Below are 19786 nucleotides of genomic sequence, written 5' to 3' on the forward strand. Positions count from 1 at the left end.
GAAGAGTGGTTAACTGTTTATAATACGCAAAGACCCCATGATGCACTAAAAGGTTTAACACCCCTAATGTACAAACAAATGCATTCCGTTTCTACTTCTTAGTTGTACTAAAAATGGGATGGGTACAGTATAAACCTGATTAAAATTATTGTATAAATCTTTCTCTGAGAAAAACATTATCGTAAACCTCGTCGTATAATTTCTTGTTGAACTTTTTTAAGATGTGCACGATACTCAGGCGAAATCTCTTTGCCCTCTTTAACATACATTTTCCAACCATCGGTACCTGTCTCCACCTTTTTGCCTTTTGATGAATTTAATTCTTTAGGTAACGGTTGTAAGTTCATTGGGTCATTGATAAAGGCTTCTTGAACCTCTTTAGGTAAGCGGTCAAATCCCGTAATCTTATCAAACCCATTTTTTGGCAAAATATGGTCAACAGATGCACTAGCACCATCTGGAAAATCTTTGCGAACCTCATCGAATGGATCAAGGTACTGTACTTTGCCTGTGGTTTTATCAACCCAACCACCCTCAATAAATTTCTTTTCAATATCACCATAGGTATTTACAAAGTCACAACAATTTGCGTTGTGTACCCAGACACCTAAATGACCGATATGGTAAGTGCTGAAATCCTCTACTTTGATGTTATAGACCGTTTCCAATTTACCTGTGCTGTACTGGTCTAATACGGTTAAATAGGGGAGTCCTTCTCTATTAAGTAGCACCATTCCTTTTTCTAGTAGGCTCGCCTTGCGCCAGCCTATGTATAACCATCCGTAGCATAGGCTTCTATTACACCTAACAAAGCATGAACAGTAAAGTTAAAAAACTTGGTTCACTGCTTACACATAAGCATCACTTCTTATCTATCGGTGAGCTAGGTTGTAAATCTATTAGGCGTCCGCCACGTCCAAAGAATCTTAGGATTCTATTCTTAAGTTTCTTGTATTCCCTCTCTCTCCATGCCAAACCAGCTTCCATTTTTGCTTTCCATCTATCTATCCATACCTGTTGTGGTTGATGAAAATCAAACTCTTTCATAAAGTCATAAGGGTCTTCATAGGATTCTAAAGGTTTCACCTCAATAAGTTCTTTGGGTGCAATAGGGCTATCTATTCCAAGGTCGAAACCGTGAATGGCAGCAATTTTGGCATAGATCAGTACAGGTATACATAGATAAAAATCAAAATGAACATTCATGTCTTGTTTTGCTCTTGTTGATAACCTATACTCCAACATTTCCTCTAATATTCTTTTCATTTCTTCTGTATCTTGGTTGGCTAATGCCAGAAAAAACCTAAAGTCAGGTTCTCTGTGGGCTATGTTTTTTGGTCTTTTGGTGTCACTAAGAAACCGTAAACTGCGCTCTTTTAGGTATCCCCAATCTCCTGATAATGCCAATAATGCCGAGCGATTTAAATAGGGATATATATCATTTCCCTTATAAGTCTGTTGATCTAAGCTTCCTGAAATAATATCCTGTTGTGATATTAAAAACTCTTTTACTTCTGGACTATCAGAAAGTAAATGCAAAAAGTACATCGAACTATAGCCCGAATAGCCCCAATCGGGTTTTTTCTCCGATAAGATTTGCAACTTAGCTGCCACATAAGCATGTTGCTTAAAGGCTTGAACATCCCCATGAACCACCAAATCGACTGAGGCTTGTCCTTCGTACATCCAGCTAAGAATCATCATACAAGCAAAAGGATCACCCACACCACTATCAATAATTCTTAGTGTGCTAGCAATCTCCTCAGAATCACCATCATTAGAATTAAGTTCCTTTGCATACCCTTTACAAAAATCTACCGACTCCTGATAACTGCGTTCTGCAACACTTCCTAAATAGACTTTATACTTTTCCATTACAAGGTTTTTTCTACGTCTTGACATATGTATATCCTTAAAAAATTACTTTGACTGTATTTGATTTGGAATTTTGACTGGAATAATTTTTACAGTCTTATCTGATTTATCCACGGCAACAACTATAGTTTTAATCGGTGAGCCTGCTTTCCGAGCTAAATCAAAGGCTCGTCTAACTTCACCATCCCTAGGCAACTGTTTCTCCACAGCTGTTATCCAGTCCTCAGATAATTGGTTAGTAAACTTATCATTAAGTTTCGCTCCTTTAGTACTCACCTGTAACGCCCCATTTTTTAATTGTTTACTATCCACAATAACAATAGAGCCATCTTTGGCTTGCCACACATGGTCAAAGCCATTATTTGCTCTATACTTACCGCCTTTAAGTACTTTATACCCTGAGCGTTCCGCTAGACTATTAAATAACTGTTCTGTCTTACTTCCCGTCAAATCCCCCGAAGAAACAATATCATCAATTAATTTCTTCTCCATCTCACTGGTTGGCTTTAATACGTAAGCTGAGGATTTGATTTTTCCAGCATTGATAAATCCCTTTTCTGTCGCCTCTACAATACTATTTGTATCATTCACAAGCTCCCGTATTGTTGACCAATTTTTTACTCGGTAAACTTGGTGCGTACCTATCTGGATACTCTTGCTAATTCCTTTGCTCAAGGCAGTTGTACTTGCCTTTGTAATACCCGCACCTCCTGTTAGCATTGAAGCTGCTTCAGTCACAAGTTTTCCTACTTCTCTGCCTGCATTAAAGGAACCTCCTGCACCCGCTCGCTCATACTCCTGTCGGAAATGTTCTAAACGAGCGATATAGTCCTGTTTAATACCCTCCGCCACTTGACTAAACATACCATCTTGTGAAACCAGAGTGATTAGCGCATCAATAGTTTCCACTGGACTTGATACCATAGAAAAAATATCACTTACAGTATCGTATAGACTTTCAGGAACTCCAGCTAACACTCCTGCGGCAAAACTAGCATTTTGTCCTGCACTAACCATTTTCCAGTAAGCCTCAGCTTTCAGTTCACATGAGAACTTACCACCGCAATTCTTGATTTCTTCAGCAAGCATTTGTTCTTGTTTAGTAGATAGATAGTTATCTTCCACCGCCCGCTTTCCAATCTCTGCCGCACTAATAGCACTTGAGGTGCTATCGCCCACCAAGCCTCCTGCTAATCCACTCGCAAGTTGGCTCAATGCTGTGACGGTTTGTTTCTGTGCTTCGGTCAACTCATCTGGGCTATCTTTGTCATACAGTTGCTTAATAATCAGCCCTGCCGCTAACTCTCCTGTCACCGCTCCAGCTGCTCCTGCTCCTGCATGATTACCTGTGGCATAGGCTTCTATAGCGCCAAGTAAAGCATGCGCCATCAAGTTAGCTTCTTCATTGACCTGACCGCTCTGGTCGGTCGTTGCCTCTTTAATTAACTTATTCGCATAAGGGGATAGTCCTCCCACCACTGCTTGTCCTACATTACCCGTTGCAATGCCTTGTAGTACCCCCGTGACTGCCCGTACTGCCATTTGAATATCACTTCCTTGTCCATATTGGGCAATGACGGCATTAGCCTGTGCAAGCTGAGCTTGCGCTTGTGCATCATTAGGATTCTTATCTAAACTCCGTTGGGCATCTTTCTTATCCTGCTCTGCTTTATCCAAGCGAGGTTTGAGGGCAATCTCCACACTATTATTGGCTATCTCACCAATCACCTGCGCCATCTCTTGACGCTCTCTTGCCTCTGTTATATCAAAACGCTCTGTCTTGGCATTAGCGTTCTGCGTATCACGAGATAGAGCAGTAGGGACTTCTCCCTGGTTGACGGTTAGCTGAATATTATCCCCTACCGCACTTTGGGTGGTAGAGCTATCGGATTGATTCACATTACCCAGCGCACTCAGACCTGCGGCAGCACCATTGGCCATGTTCTGAGACATGTCGGTTGAAAAACCTCCCCCTATATTCTCCACCTTCACTTCGCTATAGTTATGGATATTTTCTGTGGTGAGCGTACCTGTGCTAAAGTGGTTTTTATCCGCTGTGGATTGGCTATCCACTACACCACCTTTAAGGTGGGTATTGCCCTGCACGGTAACGTCTACGCCATCTTTTCCTGCATGTAAGCCACTCTGCTCTTCAACTTGGGCGTAATTGAGCTTACCTTTATTCAGGTTTCCATTCACTGAGGCATTAGAGCCGCTACCATAAAGGACTTTTAAACGACTATCTTGTACTTGTTGACTACGGTTGATACTGTCACGAGCTCTCATTGCTATATCGGTCACTGGAAAAGAAAGCCCTCACCTGTATTAGCCGCCAAAGCAGAAGCAGAAGAAATCACGCTGCACAGTAATGTATAGGTAGAAATATTGTGCATAACACCCTCTATCGTAATACATTGAAATTATTTGCATATTTACATTTTTACTGTTTTTTTAACTTAAGTAAAGTTCTATTCATTAGTAAAAGTACTAAATTCAGAAAAATATTTCCAATTAAAATCAAACGATAGACTTTCTTTGGTTATTAACCCACTTGTAGCTTATCTACCTAGAAATGAAAAATCCTACTATTACATTAAAATGGGCAACTCCTAGGAATCAAAAATTTTTACCAATCGGTTTTGTTTCTCTGGCGAATATTTATCACTAGAACATGATTGTGCGACTAAGTATATGATTCTCTTTCGCATAAATTTTTTATTATCACTTCTTGATAATAAAAAACTCGCCGATTTGTGCATTATCAAAGATAAGAGGCATGGCGAGTGTGTTTGTTATGAGTAATTCTACAAGAAACTGTGATAGTTTGCGAGTACTGATACTTTTGAGACTATTAATCTTGACAAAACTCACCATACCAAGAGCAAGAAGTTTTTTATAATCTAACTCGGCTTTAATTAAATAGATTTCAAACTATCTCTGGGGGAAGATTTCTTACCCCAGAGATAGTATCTGCAAATAATGCTAATTTTTTAATCTATTCCAATAAGCCCTGACTACCATATCGGCGGATGTTATTTGGTACTTTTGCTCAAAAAACTTTCTAAGCAGTTTCATCCCATCTGTATGAAAAGCTCCCCAAATTTTTTGAATTGAATAATCGGTTTGTTCAAGATAATTCTTTATTTTTGTTCCATATTCATCTGGGGACTGAATAGAGAAGGTGCATATTTGGGTTCCTTTAGGTAAACGGCAATCCTTAAAATAGACACTATCTTCTAAATTAAGCATTTCTAATAATACTAGAGGAGGTTCTGGATTCTGCCAATTATCAAGCAAAGAGGCAATCGCTGGAAATGCCGTTTCATCACCACATAATAAAACTTTCCCCTGCTGTAGGTGATCCACTGACTCATTCTTCTCCCTCAAAGAAATAACATCTTGTCCTGGTTCTAAACACTCTAACCATTTTTTTGTCGGTGTAACACCATGCGTAAAAAAATCCACCTCTATATACTGCTGTTCCGTATTAACTTTTCGGTAAGTGTACGCCCTAGATAAATCCTCTCCTATTGAGAGTACCGTAATAAAAGCTGGTTTTATATTGTTGGGCAGCGCATCCTTGTAGGCCAATCGCAACCGAATAAAAGATGACGTAATCTTCTGTCTATCTAACACTATCAATTTTCGATTATTTTTCAAATCAGGTGTATTTCTTTGAAAAAAATCAGAATATATTTTGATAAAAAAAGCCATAGGCTCTTCTACACGCTTGCCAAAAGAATGAAAATAATCAATAGGTAAACCATCTACATCCTCTTGTATACTGAGCAAAAAGCCTTCATGATAAATATCTAGCAAGGTAATAGCATAAATAGTCTTAAATGGACTAATGGCTCTCACAAACAATAATAGTTCATGGTTTCCCCCATTATTCAGTCCATCAACCCATTGGCGCTTTAATTCCGAATCAAAAGTGGTATAAGTACTTACATTCATATACTCTCCTCTACTAACCCTATAAAAGTGACTTACTTAGTGGAATACACAATGGTGTTAAATGTATTGGATCCTGAATTACCTTATTTTCCAAGCCAAAAATATGTTTAATCATTGAGGATTCGATAAGTTCTTCGGGAGGTGCAACTGCCTCAATCCTCTGATTATTCACTGCAATTATCGTATCTGCATATCTGGCAGCTAAATTAAGATCATGTAACACCATGACAATAGTTTTCCCATGCTCTTGATTTAAGTTCTTTAATAAATCCAATACTTCCAGTTGATAACTCAAATCCAGATAGGTTGTCGGTTCATCCATGAAAATATAAGGCGTATTTTGTGCCAATACCATTGCAATCCAAGCTCTTTGCCTTTGCCCCCCTGATAAACTATCCAGTGTTTTTTTAGCTAATGAGTGCATCTGCGTAAGAAAAAGAGCTCGTTCCACGCAATATTCGTCCTCTTGAGTCCATTTTGAAAAGAAATGATGATAAGGATAACGCCCATACCGAACAAGTTGCTCTACCGTAATACTTTCCGTAATAGGGTGGCTTTGAGATAAAAGAGCTACTTGTAATGCAAATTCTTTGGCGGATAATTGATAAATATCCTCTCCATTGAGGTATATCTGTCCTTGAGTTGGTTTCAATAATCTAGCCATTGAACGCAATAACGTCGATTTTCCACAACCATTTTTACCAATCAGTATGGTAACACTGCCAGCCTGAATATCACATGAAACATCATCAAGAATGACGTTGCTATCATAAGAAAGAGTAAGATGATTTACTGTTATCATAATATTTGTTTAAAAACTATTTTTACGCATTTCTGCTATTAACAACCATAAAAGATATAGGCCTCCTAACCCTGCTGTTAAAACACCTACAGGAAAATGAGCCTTTACCGGCAATAATCTGGCAACAATATCTGACAATAATAATAAAATCGCTCCCACTACCGCATTGGCCAACCAAACGGTTTGATGAGTTTTTAACATTTTCCTAACAATATGAGGGGCACATAACGCAATAAAACTTATTGGACCAGCTACCAAAACAGCAAGAGCAGACAATATTGTTGCCAACAATAAACTGCTTAGCATAGTAAAACGTATTGGAACCCCCAATGTAGCTGCCACATCACCATGCAATGATAATAAGGTAAAAGATCTATTGATACAGTAAAGTCCTATTAGCACTATAGGTAACCCCAACCATATCATTCCTACATCATTCCATCCCCTACCAGACAAACTACCACTCAGCCAAGCAGCCAGTAGTAACGCATTTTCTTGTCTTAAACCTGTCAAGCCAAATTGCACAATAGATAAAGCCAAGGCATTCATTGCAATACCACAAACAATCGCTTCAAATTGGAAACTCAATTGACGACCATTGGCTACTACTACGAGTATTACCACAATTAAGGCTCCTAATAGAGCTCCGGTCGTCATCGAAATAAAAGAAGGAAAAACGATAGCAGATAACACAGCCCCAGCAGAAGCTCCTGCGTTCACACCTATAATATCTGGACTGCCCAAAGGATTTTTTGTTAATAACTGGAAGACGTTTCCTGATAAGGCCAGAGCCATCCCCACCCCTGTCGCTAAGAGTGCACGAGGAAGCCATAATTCCCAGAAAAGCCAACTAGAAACGGCATCGGCCTCTCCTTTCCATAAGTCAAAAAGTTTAAAAATTAGAATATGCTCCTTTCCTATGGTACTTGCTACAACAATAAGAATAAACAAAAGAGGTAAACTAATCACCCAAAACCTTTTTATTCTCCTGACGGGTAAGAAAAAAGTATCTCTCATCATCTTCCTTTCCTTTTGTGTAGAATACTTAAATAAAGCAAAGGAGCACCAATAAAGCCTGTCACAATACCTGTTGACAACTCAGATGGGCTAATGACAATTCTTGCAAGAGTATCTGCCAATGTTAGTAAACTTGCACCAGTAAGCATAGATGCCCACAAAAGTACACGATAATCTGCCCCCACAACCCATCGAGCTAAATATACTGCACCTAAACCAACAAATGCGATAGGGCCTACCCATGCCACTGTTAAAGCAGATAAACCAGCTGAAGTACAAATGATGAAGATTTGGATTAGGAATACATTAACCCCCACAGATCTAGCCAAATCATTACCTAACGCAATAATATTGACATACTTCCCAAGCATCCCTCCCATAATGATTAAAGCAACAAAGTAAGGAGATAATTGATAAATTTCTTCATACCGTATACCAGTAAAAGAGCCACTCGCCCAGAATTTATATTGTTCAAAAGCATTAGGACTAAGCTGTGATACTGCTTGAACATACGCATATAAACAAGCCGAGAGTGCCGCCCCTACTAATATTAAACGAGCAAAATTTAACTCTCTAGATGATGAGCCTATAACGGAAATGAAAGAAGCAACGCAGACTGCTCCTAAAAAAGCGGCAAAAAAGGGGGAGATAGGTAGTGAGGGTACAAAAATCAACGTCACAATTGCCGCAGATGCCCCTGCATTAATTCCTAATAATCCCGTATCTGCTAAAGGATTTTTGGTCAATCCTTGGACAAGTGTAGATGTCACCCCCAATGCTGCTCCACACAGTAAAGCCCCCAGAGTGCGAGGAACCCTATGATGTATAACCAATTGCTGATAATTTTCTATTGTTGAGAAAAAATATTGCCAAACATCGTGTACAGTAAGACTTTTACTTCCAAAAAGCAAACCTGTCATCACACAGATAACACACAGAAGAGATAACAACAATAGCCCTTTAACAGGAGATTTTTGTATCATAACGCCCCTCTTTTGGTTGGAACGTTTTCTATTGCCTGCAACAAAAGAGGCATAAACTTAGGTAGCCCCCACTCTAAACTCAGCAAAGAACCATAAGATGTTGCCATAATAATTTCTGGATCAGTCAATGGTATATAGGATCCCCGACGGATGGCAGGAATAGCCCTAAAAAGAGAGATTTTATCCACCTCCTCTTTAATTTTTTGGTTATAAAACCAACTGATAACAATATCAACATCAAAAAACTTGTCTGCATTTTCTAAGCCAATATTGGCTGCAAAACTCCCTGGTCTTACAGAAAATTCTTTCACAGCAGGAAACAGCTTTAAACCTAAACTCATCAACATATCTACCCTAGGGTCTCCTGCTACATAAGAGGATAAATAAGATAATCGACTACCAGCATTGAGATAGGCAAAAGAATACCGCTGTAATTGAGGATATTGTTGTCTATAAAGAAGAAATAAATTGTGAATTTTCTGCTCTAACAAAACAGCTTCCTGTACTTTTCCTAGTGCCAACCCTGACAACCTAATTTGCTCTTGCCAAGGTGTTAACCAAGGCAACTTAGGATGAGCGACCACAGGAACAAAACTGGAAAGTTGTCTAAATATATCCTCTGAAAATCCTGACTGAGGAGCCAAAATTAAGTCTGGCTTTAAAGAAATAATTTTTTCAATATCCAATTCAGGATAAACAGGAATAATTTCAGGTAATGGAGCCCCAATTTGCTTGATTTTTTCCTTAAACCAAGGGAAGTAACCCTGCTTATCCCCTCCAAACACATGAGGCTCAATAGCAATAGGAACCACCCCTAAAGACAATGCAATATCCTCAGCTCCTGCTCCTAGAGCAATCACTCGTTTGGGAGGAGCATCAATAATGGTATTTCCCAAGGCACCTTGAATACGCACAGGAAATGCAGAAGCAGCCCCTTCATGCGAGTCACAACAAGCCACACTTGAGAAAGGAAACAGGAGACCTGCACCTAACAGGCCTCCTAAAGAATGACAAAACCGCCTTCTATCCATTAGAACTCATATTGAAAAGATGCTTGAATATTACGTGGTGCCCCATATTGGTATTGAGAGAACTGACCATTGTTTGTGTAATACTTCTTATCAAAGAGGTTATTAACACTCAACATTAATGTAGAGTGTTTATTGAACTTATAGCGAGCCATAAGATTCACAACGGCATAAGGTTTATAATCTATGGTGACGTTCTGACGGGAAGGATTAGTGACTTGACGCTCAGTATGACTGAACCAATTCACCCCACCACCAATTGTTAAACCATCCAAAGATCCAGAGAACTTATAGGTTGTGAATAATTTAAAAATACGATTAGGCATTTCTAAGGAAATTCTTTTCCCATCTTGATCTGTAGCGACAAAGCTGGTGAACCCCATCTGAACGTTCCAATTGTCTGTGATAGCCCCGACAACGTCGATATCAAAACCTCTTGTTTTAGCACCATCTACAGAGCGGTTAACTGCTTGTCCACTAGGCAATCTTGCTCCTGTCGGTACTGCTAGATTATCACGACGAGTCTCAAAAGCAGCGACCGCAAAGCTAAGTCCTCCGTCAGCTAAAGTACCTTTAAACCCTAATTCGTAATTCTTTCCTATCACAGGGTCTAAATAACTACCGTTAGCATCCACCGCTGTTTGTGGTTGGAAAATATCAGTGTAACTTGTATAAACAGAGAAATTATCTGTCAATTTATAGCTTAAACCTAAATATTTAGATACCTGATTAAAACTATTTTTATAGGGCGTAAAATAAGGGCCAAAACTTGTATCGCTCACCTTATAACGAGTGAGCCTTGCTCCTACCGTTAGAGCAAGCCTATCAGACAAGGAAAACTCATTAATTCCAGAGATAGCATGCTGCGTAATTGTACCTGTTAACGCAGTAAATGCTCGTCCCTCCCACTGTGGTTCTGGAACATGGAAGTTAGAGGGACGGAAATCCCCCCAAACAGAAGGCAATGTCCCCGCTACAGGTTTGTAGTAGTTATTATCATAATGATTACGGTTGAAATTATAATTAAAACGAGCAAAATGCTGTCTTCCAAACAGCTCCCAAGGACCATTTAATTTAATGTCAAAGGTATCTTGTACCCTTTCGCCATCAATTTTCGACATAGTCGCTGTCGACAACCCTGTATTCGTCAAAGGATTAGGAGCCCCGTAAACATAAGAGTTCTTCAACGTTCTTTCACTCTTACTATGAGTATAATTAGTTTCTACCTTCCAACCATTACTAAAACGATGAAATAAAGTTGCATAAAGATTGGTAGTAGTATAGGTGTCTCCCGCCCATGATGATGCTGTATTGGTAGAACGGTCATAATCTGTTAGTGAACCATCACTATAAAAAATCGGTAAGCCCCCTGATAATACAGCATCAGATTTATTATGTTGAATATCCCCTCCAACACTTAGTAATGTATTTGGACCTAAATCCGCTTCCAGCACGCCATAAAGCATATATCGTTTATTTTTATAGCGATCAAGAAAAGACTCTCTTGTCTGGTAAGAACCTACTAAACGCCCTCTGACCGTTTTTGCTTCATTCAAACTACCTGATACATCCGCATCCAGACGATATAAATTCCACGAGCCTGCTGTTGCTTTAAGACTGCTTTGAAACTTTTCTGTGGGAGCTTTTCTTACCAGATTAATAGAAGCAGAAGGATTTCCTGGGCCGGTCATAAACCCCGTTGCCCCTCTTACTACTTCTACACGATCGAACATTGCCGAATCCATATGATTATCACCATAATTAAATCGTGTATCGTAGTAAGTAGTCACCCCATCATAAGAAACACTATTGACCACTTGACCTCTAGAAGTGATAGAAAAACGATCACTTTCATACTGCCCATAATTTAATCCCGTAGCATTGGCTACCACATCAATAACACGATTAAATTCTGGTTGATCTTGAATGCGTTGATGAGTAATCACACTAACCGATTGTGTCGTATCTTTTAACTCTTGAGGGATTCCCGTCGTGGAATATGTGACAGGAGCTAAATAGCTAGAACTCCCCTCTGTAGTAGCTGGTGACTTTGTACTTACTGTAGCCTCAATTACTTCCAATTGAGTAACTTCTGAATCACTCGACTCTTGGGCAATAACCTGACTAATAGGTAATGTTGAGGCACTCAGCAGTATTGCCGTACGTGCAAAATGATTTAAATGCAAAGGTTTCATAGACTCTCCCAAAAAAGAAAATGCAAATAATAATGATTTCTATTTCAAGTATAGTAAAATAAAAAAAAAAAAAACAAGACTACCTTTTTAGTCACTATCTCTTTTTTTAATTAACTCTTTGCATTAGACCGTGAATATCTAGGCTTTGACAGATTATGCTATACAAATAGCCATTCAATCAAAAACCATTTATAATCAAAACACTATCCATCCCCCTCATCAGGAGACAACGTGCCGACAAAGTCCTCTACTTTACCACTGAGCGTAGCGATTATTCTAGCGGCGACGGTACCGCAATTTGGCATGAATATTATCACTCCGGCACTACCACAAATAGGGACTTTTTTCGGGGTGGATATTGATACGTTACCCTTGCTCATTACCTCATATCTTGCTGGCTATGCCATTGCCGTCTTATTCGCTGGCATCATGGCTGAGCGCTATAATTTAAAGACGTTGCAGCTATGGACATCTTTTCTCTTTGCACTAAGTTCTATAGCGTGTTGCTATGCCCCTACTATGGAGATACTGCTAGGATTGCGGTTTATACAGGCATTACTAGGATGTGGGGTAACTGTCCTCGCTCGATTAATGGTCCAACGCACATATCCGAGTGAGCAACATATCGGTATTATTACCGCCCTTGCACTTGCTGTCGCCATATCTCCTGTGATTGCACCTGTAATTGGCGGAGTGTTAATTGAAAACAGTACATGGACATTACTTTTTTATGTTCTAGCCGCAATGGGAATACTAGCGGGTATACTTGTTTGGTGCTTTGTGCCTACCTTACCTGTCTCGGCACAAACTAACAAAGTCCCTATTCATTCTATTTTTCAGCAATGCTTCCAATCCATAAAAGGATCAGATTTTTCGCTGTATTTGTGGTCAATCAGTCTAGTCTCCATGTCGCAGATTGCTTTTGTCTCTGCCTCTGCGAGTGTCATGCAAAATACATTGCAAATTTCTCCAAAATTCTATGGTTTGTTGCTTGCCATTATTGCAGTCGGGTTTGTCATTGGTACACAAATCACACGCACTCAAGTCCCCAAACACGGTCTACCCTTTATTTACAAAATAGCTGGCATTGTCTCTGCACTAAGTTGTATGCTGATGGCTAGTCTCACCCTACTCTACCCTACGCACTACCTTGGTCTCATACTGCCTATGTTTGGGATAATGCTAACCGTCGGTCTCATTGTTCCTGCCAGCCAAGCAGGATTGTTAAGAATAAAAACACTCTACAGTGGCTATCTGGCCAGTCTTTTTTTCTTTAGCCAAATTATGTTGAGTACCCTATATGGCTCTATAAGCAAGCTCTTTGCTATTGAGACCGTATGGCAACTCGCCATGTTTACGGTAATACCGAGTTTGGTCTTTTGCGGCGTTATTATGTTAAATATGAAGCGGTTGAGACAGTATAATTGACCTGAAAAACCTAACCGTCTAAGCACTTAAACAATAAGACGGCAGGACTACACTGTCGCCTGACCGATACTATACCATTTAACGAATTTACAACAACGGTGCCATATACAGTGGCAAGAAAATAATTCCATCTTCTTTTTTTACATCTTTATCATGCAATACATATGGCGTCGCTATTTGTTGCTGATATTTTGTCATACACTTACGCAAAGAAGTCAAGGTATATCGTTGTCCCGATTTCACTTCGATTGGGATAATATTATGCCGGCTGGTGGTAACTGGCTTACTAATCAAAAAATCAATTTCCATTCTATTTTCAGCAGACTCTCGTGAATTGTCACTGAAAAAGTAAAGACGATGACCAGCGGCTCTTAACATCTGCGCAACAATATTCTCAACCAGCATTCCCTTGTTAACCTCTAGCTTGTCAAACATCAGTTTACGATATAACGACTCGCTTACAATGCCTCTCTCATCAAAGGCGTGGCTGATAAGTAGCCCTGTATCACCCATGTAGCACTTCACTGTTGTTCTTTTTTCATTAAGCTTTAGACCTATACTAGGGGCGGTAGAGTTATAACAACAATTGATTATTCTGGCATCACTTAACCAAAAAAATGCCTGAGAATAGTCTCGCATTCTAGCTTCACTAGATAAATCTGCCAATTTAAATTTCTTCTCATGTTTTTGAAGCTGGCTAGGAAGTTCATCAAAAATTGCTGAAACTTTAGTCTCCTGTCCATTAGCATACTTGCGAATATCATTTCGATAAAGTGTCAAAATATCTCTTTTCACTTCATCTACGCTATCAAAATCTTGTGTTTGTAGATATTTTTCAATAGCTTGAGGCATTCCTCCTATGATGAGATAGCGACGAAAATAATCCATAGCTCGTCGATGAAATACATCACCCATTTTTTCCGTTTTTAAGAATTTTTCTCGCATATAGGACATAAGATTATCTTCACCCATCGCCCACAAAAACTCCTCAAAATCCATTGGGTGCATTTCAATAGTCCTTTCTTCTGAGGGAATCATAATGTCTTTAACATTTTTTTGTATTGAAACTAATGAGCCTGTTTCTATGTAATCATATCGACGATCGGCGACAAAATGCTTAATACCAGCCCTTGCCCTAGGGCAGAACTGTATTTCATCAAAGATGATAAGAGATTTTGCCTCGGAGGAAGAAGACTCACGCGGTATAAGTTTTTTCTTGAAATACAATTCTAAGTATGAAAAGAGCGTGTCCAGATCATCAAGATATAGTTCAAAAAACTCCATTACCTGAGGACTCACCTTGCTGAAATCAATCAAAATATAAGACTCATATTCTTGGCGGGCAAACATTTCAACAATGTAGCTTTTCCCTATACGACGAGCCCCCTCGATAAGAAGAGCGACTTCTCCCTTTCTTTTCTGCTTCCAATCTAATAGTTTTTGATATATCTTGCGTTTCATTATCTTCCCCCTAAATATTCCTATCGTTATTCTTTATATTACACGTTTTCAAGATTATTTAAAAGCAAAATTTACACCTTTTCAAGATTATCAAAAATAAAAATTTACACGTTTTCGAGATTATAAAAATTAAAAATCTACACCTTTTCAAGGTTATTGATATACCCATCCTATTTTCAAGACAACTGATAAAACTTCCCAATCTGTTCCCCCTACTCCATTGCAAAGATTACGCCGCTCATCAATTAAATAATTAAAGCCTCCTTCGCACCCCTGCTCTTCCCAAACTCAAAAAAAAAAAAAAAAAAAACAATAACTTAGCGTAACTCCCTATCTCAAAAAAAGAACCCTTTATGCTAAAATCCTCCTTGTCTTTTTGAATAAAGCAAAGATTTTCCCTCATCATCATTACCCCCATCTTATAGGAAACTATCATGTCTGACATTTACAAAAGCTACGGTGTTTCATCAGGAAAAGAAGAAGTGCACGCCGCCATTAAGGTCATGAAACCAACCAGTCGTTCAGGTGCTTTTTGTCAGGCAGTCGCAATGGGTGATGACTATCATATTATCCACGCAGATGGTGCAGGGACAAAAGCCATCTTGGCTTATTTAGCCTACAAAGAAAACGGTGATGCCCGTGTTTTTGAAGATATTGCCGTAGACTCTATTGTCATGAACACCGACGATATGCTTTGCACAGGCATCACTACAGACTTTTTGGTGAGTAATACAATCGGACGCAATGCACAACGCATTCCTCAAGAAGTCCTCTCTGCCATTATGCGAGGTTATCAACAATTTGCCGATAATATGGCTGATTTTGGTATCAATATACAACTTTGTGGAGGGGAGACTGCGGATATAGGTGATTTGGTCTCAACTATTGTGGTGGACTCAACAGCTTTTGCAAAAATCCCTCAGAAAAATTTTATCGATGCCAGTACACTACGTCCCCAAAAAGAGGTGGTTATTGTCGGTTTGGCTTCTTTTGGACAATCCTCTTATGAGCAAAAAACCATTTCAGGCATTGGCTCTAATGGGTTTACAGTCGCCAGACATGAAACTTTGTGCAAAGACTATGCCCATCGCTTCCCAGAGACTTTTTCTAGTACATTGAACATTGAGCAAGTTTACAATGGTAAATATCACCTATTTGATCAGGTAAACGGACAACAAACTGTCGCAGAGCTACTACTCTCCCCTTGCCGGACATACCTTCCTATTATGAAAACCGTCTACCAAGAATTAGGAAGTCATATTCTCTCTGTTATTCATAACACAGGAGGCGGATTAACAAAGTCCATTAATTTTGGACAAAATATTCGATATATCAAAGACAACCTTTTTGATTTACCCTTTGTGTTTGAGCTTATCCAGTCCAATCAAGACATTTCCTTTAAAGAGCTATGGTCGATTTTTAACTGTGGACAGCGTTTAGAAATATATTGCGAGGCAACTTACGCTCAGACTATCATCGATGTAGCTAAACACTTTAACGTTGCAGCCCAAATTATTGGTCGCATAGAGCCTAGCGCATCCTCCAAAAATGAAGTACTCATCCAGTATAAGGGTAATGAAGTGCTGTATGCGAAATGATTACCCTACAAAGAGTAAGATATTGAGCATTCTTTAGTGCGAATACTCCTTAGCACAAAAGAATGTGCACAAAGCACAATTTTTTACTTCAAAAAATCCAATACTCTTTTACCCTACTTCAAAAGGAGTATTTTTCGCACAGCAAGTTTACTACCGCTTTCCCCTCTTTATACTCAATAAACAGAAAAAGCGGTAGAATGTAGCATTCACAATCTAACCATACCCATTTTTTCCGTAAAAGGTCATCTATGAAGTACCCTGGTAATGTTTTTATGGTTTCTGCCCCTAGCGGAGCGGGGAAATCAAGCCTTGTAAATGCTTTATTGCAGAAACACCCTAACATTCATCTATCAGTCTCCTGCACCACCCGTCCGCCTCGTCCAGGCGAGCAAGATGGTCGTGAATATCATTTTGTCACTGTTGATGAATTTGCCACTTGGCGAGATCAAAACAATCTTCTCGAATGGGCTGAGGTACATGGCAACTACTATGGCACACCACGTCCTTTTGTTGAGGAAAAGATTAAAAATGGGGAAAACATTTTGCTTGAAATCGACTGGCAAGGTGCACGTCAAGTTCGCAAGCAATTTCCTGATATTATTGACATTTTTATTCTCCCTCCCTCTATTGAGGAGCTAGAAAAACGTCTACACAATCGGGGACAGGATAGCGATGATGTCATTAAGCGACGTTTATTAGCGGCAAGTAGTGAAATTGCTCACGCAGATGAGTTCGAATATGTTATCATTAACGATTGCTTTGAAACAGCTTTAGCCCAGTTAGAGCAAATTGTCCTAACTGCTAGGTTACGTTACCCAAGTCAAGCAGTTAAAAACCATAAACTCTTTTCTGAGTTAGGCATATCATATATCTCCAAATAATTTATAGGCATATCCATGGCACGTATTACAGTTGATGATTGTTTAGAAAAAATTCCTAATCGCTTTGATTTAACTTTAGTAGCCACATATCGTGCACGCGAGTTATCTCAAGGACACCAACCACGCGTCGAAGTTAATCATGACAAACCTACGGTTTTGGCATTACGAGAAGTCGCCGAAGGAAAAACAGGTTTAGAGATGCTTCGCAAGGTGCCAACTTAATCCTGATGGAGGTGGACCATGGGCTTAAAAAACGTTTCTTCTTCATTAATTCATGCTTTACGTGAAAGCTCTCCTTTCCGACGTAAGCAGAAAGCCCCTAGTTCACCTGTGGCAACTGCACCCGAATTCAATAGCAGTGACATCCCCCCCTCTAAATCCGTTTCCCACTACAACTCCCCAGACGAACTTATCGCTCCATTGCTAGAGCAACTTAGAGCGTACTTACCTGCCCATGAAGTTAGTCAGGTACGTCAGGCGTTTTTGTTTGCAGAAAAAGCCCACACTGGTCAGATGCGTTCGAGTGGTGAACCATATATCACTCACCCTGTGGCGGTCACTGAAATCTGTGCGCATTGGAAACTTGATGCCAATGCCTTGATGGCGGCACTTTTGCATGATGTTATCGAAGATCAAGATGTCAAAAAGTCTGAGATTGCGGAGCGTTTTAATGCCGATGTCGCTGACTTAGTAGACGGATTAACCAAACTAGAGAGAATCAAGTTTGCCAGTAAAGCAGAACAACAAGCAGAAAGTTTTCGTAAGATGTTATTGGCAACGGCAAAAGATGTTCGTGTTATTCTCATTAAATTAGCCGATCGTCTACACAATATGCGCACCCTTGGAGGGGTAGATGCGGCTAAAGCACGTCGTGTTTCTAGTGAGACACTGGATATTTATGCTCAGATTGCCAATCGTTTGGGTCTTAACAATCTGGTGCGTGAGTTTGAGGATTTAGCCTTTGAGGCCTACTATCCCAACCGCTACAAAGTCTTAAAAAAAGCCCTCGAAAATGCTCATGGTAGCCGCCGTAATCTTTTTACCAAAATTACTGACAATATCCGTGCTGCATTACCTGCCTATGGCATTGAGGGGAAACTTTCGAGTCGCGAAAAGACGCTTTACAGCATTCACAAAAAGATGAAAGAACAGCACAAGTCTTTCTCTGAGGTATTGGACATTTACGGTTTTAGAATTATCGTAAATACCCTTACTGAATGCTATATTGTGCTTGGTGTGTTACACCAACTTTACCGCCCTATTCCAGGCAAGTTCAAAGACTATATTGCCTTACCCAAAATTAACGGTTATCAGTCCCTACACACAACACTCGTTGGTCCCTATGGGGCACCGATTGAATTTCAAATCCGCACCACCCACATGGATCATATTGCCGAAGAAGGTGTGGCTTCACATTGGCTCTATAAAACAGAAGACATGACGCTGAGTGATTTGCAAAAGCAGACACATCGCTGGTTACAGTCTTTACTTGATATTCAAAGCCAAACTGGAGACTCTTCTGAGTTTCTGGACAATGTCAAAGTTGACCTCTTCCCTGATGCGGTTTATGTACTCACACCCAAAGGTAAGATTATTTCTCTACCTCGTGGTGCTACTCCCGTGGACTTTGCCTACTCTATCCATACCAAAATTGGTAACCATGCCGTGTCTGCCATTATTAATGGTGAGGCAGCTCCACTTAAAACAACATTGGTGAGTGGTGACACTGTAGAAATCATCACCTCTGATAAAGCAGAGCCTAACCTTCAATGGCTTAATTTTGTGCGTACTGGTAAAGCTCGCTCAGAAATTCGCCACTATTTACGTACAGTCAACCTTGAAGAGTCAATTCGCTTTGGTGAAAAATTACTTCGCCAAGCCTTGCAAGACCTCAATATTCCTATGCCAGAGCGTGAGGATGAGCTCTGGGCCAAGATTGCTAAAGAGTCTGGTGCTAAAAATATTGATGAAATTCTTACTGATATTGGTCTAGGACGTCGTCTTGCTTCCGTTGTCGCTCGTCGCTTCCTCATTGGTTCTCCACTAATTGCGACCAGTGCCATGGATATTGATGAGATTAGTGCAGCTCATGCAAGTCAAATTCTCATTCAAGGCAATGAAGGGCAATCTGTCACTTTGTCTTCTTGCTGTTCACCCATCCCCGGTGACAACCTCATCGCTGCTGTACGCCCAGGTTATGGTTTGATTGTCCATACTGATGATTGTCCTGTTGCTCTGGCTCAGCGTGCCAAGGAACCTGAGCGCTGGGTACCGGTAGGTTGGGATAAGGATTACAACAAGCACCTCAGCACTCGCTTATTACTCACCATTGAAAATGTGAAAGGTGTTATCGGTCGTATTGCCGCTCAAATTGCAAGTGCAGATGCGAATATCGTACAGCTTAATATGCCAAATGAATTATCAGAAATTGCAAATATCCAACTTACCGTGCAAGTTGAAGATCGCAAGCATCTAGCAGCAGTGATTCGTGCTATTCGCCAAGTTCCCCAACTTCGTAAGATTACACGCATAAAAGGCAATGTATAAGGGGTATGTAAACC

General features: G+C 39.9%; 16 protein-coding genes. 6 read left to right on the top strand and 10 right to left on the bottom strand.

Annotated features, from left to right (window positions below; all coding sequences use genetic code 11):
• On the top strand, positions 1-102 hold a 102-nt coding region (locus tag HKX40_RS10885), incomplete at its 5' end, for an integrase core domain-containing protein (protein ID WP_171588563.1).
• 74 nt (positions 103-176) lie between these two features.
• On the opposite strand, the gene HKX40_RS05470 is transcribed toward HKX40_RS10885, so the two are convergent.
• The 9 genes from HKX40_RS05470 to HKX40_RS05510 form a co-directional block, all read right to left on the bottom strand.
• A complete protein-coding gene (locus HKX40_RS05470) occupies positions 177-770 on the bottom strand; it encodes a polymorphic toxin-type HINT domain-containing protein (RefSeq protein WP_343043016.1) in 594 nt (197 codons plus the stop codon).
• A gap of 91 nt (positions 771-861) precedes the next feature.
• A complete protein-coding gene (locus tag HKX40_RS05475; protein WP_171588565.1) occupies positions 862-1902 on the bottom strand; it encodes an Imm49 family immunity protein in 1041 nt (346 codons plus the stop codon).
• 18 nt (positions 1903-1920) lie between these two features.
• The gene (locus tag HKX40_RS05480) at positions 1921-4161 is read right to left on the bottom strand and encodes a VENN motif pre-toxin domain-containing protein (RefSeq protein ID WP_171588566.1); all 2241 of its coding nucleotides are present in this window, start codon (positions 4159-4161) and stop codon (positions 1921-1923) included.
• Between the two features lie 696 nt (positions 4162-4857).
• Positions 4858-5832 (bottom strand): siderophore-interacting protein, encoded by a 975-nt coding sequence (locus HKX40_RS05485; protein WP_171588567.1) that lies wholly within the window; start codon positions 5830-5832, stop codon positions 4858-4860.
• Positions 5833-5851: 19 nt separating this feature from the next.
• Entirely contained in the window at positions 5852-6634 is a 783-nt protein-coding gene (locus HKX40_RS05490; protein WP_171588568.1) for an ABC transporter ATP-binding protein, read from the bottom strand.
• A 9-nt stretch (positions 6635-6643) separates the two neighbouring features.
• The gene (locus HKX40_RS05495; protein WP_171588569.1) at positions 6644-7654 is read right to left on the bottom strand and encodes a FecCD family ABC transporter permease; all 1011 of its coding nucleotides are present in this window, start codon (positions 7652-7654) and stop codon (positions 6644-6646) included.
• Positions 7651-8634: a FecCD family ABC transporter permease gene (locus HKX40_RS05500; RefSeq protein WP_171588570.1), complete on the bottom strand. Its 984-nt coding sequence runs from the start codon at positions 8632-8634 to the stop codon at positions 7651-7653. The genes HKX40_RS05495 and HKX40_RS05500 overlap by 4 nt, the downstream gene beginning before the upstream one ends.
• Entirely contained in the window at positions 8631-9665 is a 1035-nt protein-coding gene (locus HKX40_RS05505) for an ABC transporter substrate-binding protein (RefSeq protein WP_171588571.1), read from the bottom strand. Before HKX40_RS05505 ends, HKX40_RS05500 begins: the two co-directional genes overlap by 4 nt.
• Positions 9665-11857 carry a TonB-dependent siderophore receptor gene (locus HKX40_RS05510; RefSeq protein ID WP_171588572.1) on the bottom strand — a complete coding sequence of 731 codons (2193 nt, stop codon included), beginning with the start codon at positions 11855-11857 and terminating at the stop codon, positions 9665-9667. Before HKX40_RS05510 ends, HKX40_RS05505 begins: the two co-directional genes overlap by 1 nt.
• A 231-nt stretch (positions 11858-12088) precedes the next feature.
• Here HKX40_RS05510 and HKX40_RS05515 point away from each other — a divergent pair, with 231 nt between their 5' ends.
• Entirely contained in the window at positions 12089-13285 is a 1197-nt protein-coding gene (locus HKX40_RS05515; RefSeq protein ID WP_171588573.1) for an MFS transporter, read from the top strand.
• Positions 13286-13372: 87 nt separating this feature from the next.
• On the opposite strand, the gene HKX40_RS05520 is transcribed toward HKX40_RS05515, so the two are convergent.
• Complete coding sequence (locus tag HKX40_RS05520) at positions 13373-14746, bottom strand: ATP-binding protein (RefSeq protein WP_171588574.1); 1374 nt, start codon at positions 14744-14746, stop codon at positions 13373-13375.
• Positions 14747-15180: 434 nt separating this feature from the next.
• Between HKX40_RS05520 and HKX40_RS05525 the strand changes: the two genes are divergently transcribed.
• The 4 genes from HKX40_RS05525 (at position 15181) to HKX40_RS05540 (ending at position 19772) form a co-directional block, all read left to right on the top strand.
• Positions 15181-16344 carry an AIR synthase related protein gene (locus tag HKX40_RS05525; RefSeq protein WP_171588575.1) on the top strand — a complete coding sequence of 388 codons (1164 nt, stop codon included), beginning with the start codon at positions 15181-15183 and terminating at the stop codon, positions 16342-16344.
• Positions 16345-16592: 248 nt separating this feature from the next.
• Positions 16593-17225 carry a guanylate kinase gene (gmk, locus tag HKX40_RS05530; RefSeq protein WP_171588576.1) on the top strand — a complete coding sequence of 211 codons (633 nt, stop codon included), beginning with the start codon at positions 16593-16595 and terminating at the stop codon, positions 17223-17225.
• A 15-nt stretch (positions 17226-17240) separates the two neighbouring features.
• Positions 17241-17447 (top strand): DNA-directed RNA polymerase subunit omega, encoded by a 207-nt coding sequence (rpoZ, locus tag HKX40_RS05535; RefSeq protein WP_171588577.1) that lies wholly within the window; start codon positions 17241-17243, stop codon positions 17445-17447.
• Between the two features lie 18 nt (positions 17448-17465).
• A complete protein-coding gene (locus HKX40_RS05540) occupies positions 17466-19772 on the top strand; it encodes a RelA/SpoT family protein (protein WP_171588578.1) in 2307 nt (768 codons plus the stop codon).
• The last annotated feature ends 14 nt before the right edge of the window (positions 19773-19786 follow it).

Source organism: Pelistega europaea (assembly GCF_013133775.1).
In the GTDB taxonomy this organism is placed as follows: domain Bacteria; phylum Pseudomonadota; class Gammaproteobacteria; order Burkholderiales; family Burkholderiaceae_B; genus Taylorella; species Taylorella europaea.

Coding starts and splice junctions, on each gene's coding strand:
- HKX40_RS05475 (WP_171588565.1), bottom strand. CDS start 1,902: ATGTCAAGACGTAGAAAAAACCTTGTAATGGAAAAGTATAAAGTCTAT.
- HKX40_RS05480 (WP_171588566.1), bottom strand. CDS start 4,161: ATGAGAGCTCGTGACAGTATCAACCGTAGTCAACAAGTACAAGATAGT.
- HKX40_RS05485 (WP_171588567.1), bottom strand. CDS start 5,832: ATGAATGTAAGTACTTATACCACTTTTGATTCGGAATTAAAGCGCCAA.
- HKX40_RS05490 (WP_171588568.1), bottom strand. CDS start 6,634: ATGATAACAGTAAATCATCTTACTCTTTCTTATGATAGCAACGTCATT.
- HKX40_RS05495 (WP_171588569.1), bottom strand. CDS start 7,654: ATGATGAGAGATACTTTTTTCTTACCCGTCAGGAGAATAAAAAGGTTT.
- HKX40_RS05500 (WP_171588570.1), bottom strand. CDS start 8,634: ATGATACAAAAATCTCCTGTTAAAGGGCTATTGTTGTTATCTCTTCTG.
- HKX40_RS05505 (WP_171588571.1), bottom strand. CDS start 9,665: ATGGATAGAAGGCGGTTTTGTCATTCTTTAGGAGGCCTGTTAGGTGCA.
- HKX40_RS05510 (WP_171588572.1), bottom strand. CDS start 11,857: ATGAAACCTTTGCATTTAAATCATTTTGCACGTACGGCAATACTGCTG.
- HKX40_RS05520 (WP_171588574.1), bottom strand. CDS start 14,746: ATGAAACGCAAGATATATCAAAAACTATTAGATTGGAAGCAGAAAAGA.
- HKX40_RS05525 (WP_171588575.1), top strand. CDS start 15,181: ATGTCTGACATTTACAAAAGCTACGGTGTTTCATCAGGAAAAGAAGAA.
- gmk (WP_171588576.1), top strand. CDS start 16,593: ATGAAGTACCCTGGTAATGTTTTTATGGTTTCTGCCCCTAGCGGAGCG.
- rpoZ (WP_171588577.1), top strand. CDS start 17,241: ATGGCACGTATTACAGTTGATGATTGTTTAGAAAAAATTCCTAATCGC.
- HKX40_RS05540 (WP_171588578.1), top strand. CDS start 17,466: ATGGGCTTAAAAAACGTTTCTTCTTCATTAATTCATGCTTTACGTGAA.